Origin of the sequence: Streptomyces sp. NRRL F-2664, from assembly GCF_000719345.1 — a bacterium.
In the GTDB taxonomy this organism is placed as follows: domain Bacteria; phylum Actinomycetota; class Actinomycetes; order Streptomycetales; family Streptomycetaceae; genus Streptomyces.
Window position 1 is genome coordinate 1 of the sequence record NZ_JOFX01000134.1, and the last position, 3,361, is coordinate 3,361.

At 62.7% G+C, this 3,361-nt stretch carries 3 protein-coding genes; 2 read left to right on the plus strand and 1 reads right to left on the minus strand.

The genetic code is table 11. The features are described from left to right. Together IF89_RS46625 and IF89_RS0134610 are read left to right on the plus strand one after the other, a co-directional pair. On the plus strand, window positions 1-770 hold a 770-nt coding region (locus tag IF89_RS46625), incomplete at its 5' end, for a hypothetical protein (protein ID WP_199820622.1). Between the two features lie 818 nt (window positions 771-1,588). Next, a complete protein-coding gene (locus tag IF89_RS0134610; RefSeq protein ID WP_030776774.1) occupies window positions 1,589-1,879 on the plus strand; it encodes a hypothetical protein in 291 nt (96 codons plus the stop codon). A gap of 634 nt (window positions 1,880-2,513) precedes the next feature. Here IF89_RS0134610 and IF89_RS46630 read toward each other — a convergent pair. Beyond that, on the minus strand, window positions 2,514-3,361 hold an 848-nt coding region (locus tag IF89_RS46630; RefSeq protein ID WP_199820623.1), incomplete at its 5' end, for a hypothetical protein.

Sequence of the window (3,361 nt, forward strand, 5' to 3'; positions counted from 1 at the left end):
GCCTCTACCACCCCGAAACCGGCCGCTTCACCACCCGCGACCCCCACCCCACACCCCTCAACAAATACCAAGCCTTCACAGCCAACCCCATCGAACACATCGACCCTACTGGCAATCTTCAGCTGAAGATTCGGAAGCGGATCCGAGAAGGGGTAGCTGATTCAGAGCGCCGTTTGGTTATTGAGCGTCAAATTCACAGCCTTACTGGCAGGCCAGGCGTAAATCTCATCGCGAACGGCCGCACTGCCCCTGACGAGCCGACCAGGGTAATCTCCAGTGCAGAGAATCCGACTGAAGCGGAGCCCGGAAAGGCTCAGTCAGGAGAGGTGGGCGTACGCGCGGCAAGCGAAAAGGAAGCAGCGAGGAAGGCTGAGGACCGCAGAGCCCTCCTAACCCAGCTAGATGCTCTGTCGAAGCCAGTCTGGGACAGTCATGAATTCATTCGCTTTGCGAACTTCGCAATACAGATGGATTCCGAAATCTATAGCGAATTGCATTTCCATGCCTACCGGGCCGTCGACTATCTGAATGATGCCCTATATGGCCACCTTGAATCGATAGAAGAACCCCTCGGGGAATTCAGTAAGCACCTGAGCGCCCTGACGCGCAAATTTTCGGATCATCGGATATCTAATCCGAACGATCCCATATACGTGCACGGATCTCCCGAGACTGATTTCCTGGCCGCCCTCCACGGGGTCGATAAGAGCTGGGTAACTCTTACACTGCGAGGGAAGACAGATCCCTCACCTTACCGGCTTAGGCTTTGACCTGACCCTGTCGTGCAATCTTTCCGGGGCGGGCAGTATGTGCTTCGGCGAGGCCGTCGCGGGCGCAGCCGAGAAGAGGAGGGTGGATGCGGTCGCCACAACTCGCCCGGCTCCATCCGGTGCCCAGCCGCCTGGGCAGGTTGGCGTGTTCCCACTCGGCCGGGGCATTCTGGTGGACGGACTTCCTCCAGTCACGGACACAGCTGGTGGCCCCGAGCGCTGTGCCGGGCCCTGGACGACACCACCCGCACCTCAATCCGCTCGCCCCTCCCTCAACGGCCCCGCCGCCTGGGAGCACACCGACTCCTCCCCGGAGTGGGAGAACGCCGGCCAGCTCTTCGAGGCGCTGGCGCTGCTCGACGCGCGCGTCGAGCCGTACGAGGCGAGACCCGAGACGGCAGCTCGCCGGGTGCGCGCGGCCGCGACGCCGCCGCAGAGTACACAGGAGCGGTCGGACGATGACCAGGAGAGAGGAGTCGGCGGCCGTCACGTGGATCGCCTTCCTGCGGGGCCGCATTGGCGAGGAACGGGCCGTTTCGTAGGCTGCGAAGGTCAGCGGCTGGTGGGAGCCGAGCGGCTCCGGCCTGGGGGCGGACGGCCGGATCATGGCCAAGGTCCTCACCCTCGGCCAGCTCGGCGTCAAACGACCTCCGCTTCGCTGCTCATGTCGCCTTCCGGGTGTCCTCGGGGTGTTTGGAGTGGTCGTGGCAGGAGGGCCGGGTTGAGCTGCTCTCGTCCAGGATGCGGACGGGCTGCTGGCAGGCATTCGCAGACGACGTCGTTGTCGCCCTGCACGCACCGGCCGGGATGCACACAGCGTGGTGCTGCAACCGGGCTGCCGAGCCGGGCCCGCCGTATGTGGTCACGCAGTACATCATGCTCGGGCCGGGGAACTCCTGCCGCGGGCCGACGAGCAGCCGGCCTGGACTGATGACGACTTCCGGCTGTCCGCCGAGGGCGCCGCCGACCTGGCCGAGAACGCCATCATCAACCGCGACTCCACCACCGCCGAGTTCGAGGCCTGGTGGACGGTACAGAAACCGCCCCGCCTGGCGAAGCCCTGCTCCACGGCGACCTGCATGGGCCATGTCGGACGGCCCGTCTCCTGAGCGGCTGCGGGCGCTGGGCTTGTACCCGTCGGTGGTACTAATGCTGTTCCTGCTGCGGCAGAACCCTGTCCAGGAAGCGGCGGCTGGACTCTTCGGGGATCTCCCAGGCGACCGTCTCACGCCGCCGGAACCTTCCCCGTGGGAAAAGTCCTGACCAGCGAGTTCCCGATCCGGCGGAGCCCTCCGCCGGAAGAGCCGTACCCACCGACGGCACGCTGGGGACCACATGGGACCGGAGGAACGAGGGCACCGCGATGTTCTCCGGCAAGCACCAAACACCGGCTTCAACCTCCAGATTGCCGCCACCCTGGCCGGGAACCTGCTCGCCGTCTCCCTCCCGCCGGCGTGCAGCCGGCATGAAACTAGGGGCCGCCTTCAAGATTGATCTTGCCCAGAGAAGGAGTGACGCGAGTGTGACCGCTGCTTCGTATGAGGTGGCGGTCTTCTCGTAGCGGGTGGCGATGCCTCGGAAGCGCCACCGCTAACCCGCCGGTGCACCCGGCGAGAAACTCCTCGGCGACAATAACCTATGTTAAGACCAGAGTGGCTGGCTTTATCGGGTTCAATTCGGGTTCGCGGGCCGTATCCGAGACGCTCTCGTTGTACTTACCGGGTCCTCGACGGGAACGAACCGCTACCCCCCAGGGCCGATAAGCATGTCCGTCAGCGAGGCCCCTGTCGGGGGAGGGCCGAAAACCTTTTCCGCATCTGTATAGTCGGCTTCCGTCAGCCAGTGGGAATCAATGCGGAGCACAGCGGAAACCCATGCATCCTCAGGGGAGCCGGGGTTGGAAGTGTAACTAAAAACCAATTCCCGCAACGAGGCCCTAAAGTCGTGGACCGTCGCTTTTAGGTCCTGCGTCTTCATGCTCGGAATAATTGCCAAAAAGGCATTGACATTCCGGACGTGATACCTTGTCTCCGGGTCCGGGAAATTGAGGGACCCGAAACCTCTCAAGATTTCATCGACTTTGCTTTCGAATTTATCCCGCACTCGCTTTTGGTGTGCAGATTTCCGGTACCAGAAAAAGAGGTCCGGAGGTGGGGGGAGTTCTCCGAGGATGCGCTCGGCTCTCCCGGCCGCACTTGCCCGGGCAAAAGCTACGATATCACCTTCAAGTTTCAAGCCGTCCGAGTCGAATACTGCCGCTGACTTGATTGGTGATGGTGGAGCCATTTGTTTGGCCAGCGGCCGGGAGCCGTCAGGCAGGAGGCCAGAGCTCTTGTACATGGCACGCATCTGGGGCCCCGTGACTGCGCCGCTGAAGCCGACACCGGAACCGGCCTGTGTACGGGCGTAATGCCGGAGGACGTTTTCGGCCCTAACCTTTTGCTGCTTTGTCTTAAATCTAATTTTAAACGGGAGGTTTCCGGTGGGGTCGGTGTGTTCGATGGGGTTGGCTGTGAAGGCTTGGTATTTGTTGAGGGGTGTGGGGTGGGGGTCGCGGGTGGTGAAGCGGCCGGTTTCGGGGTGGTAGAGGC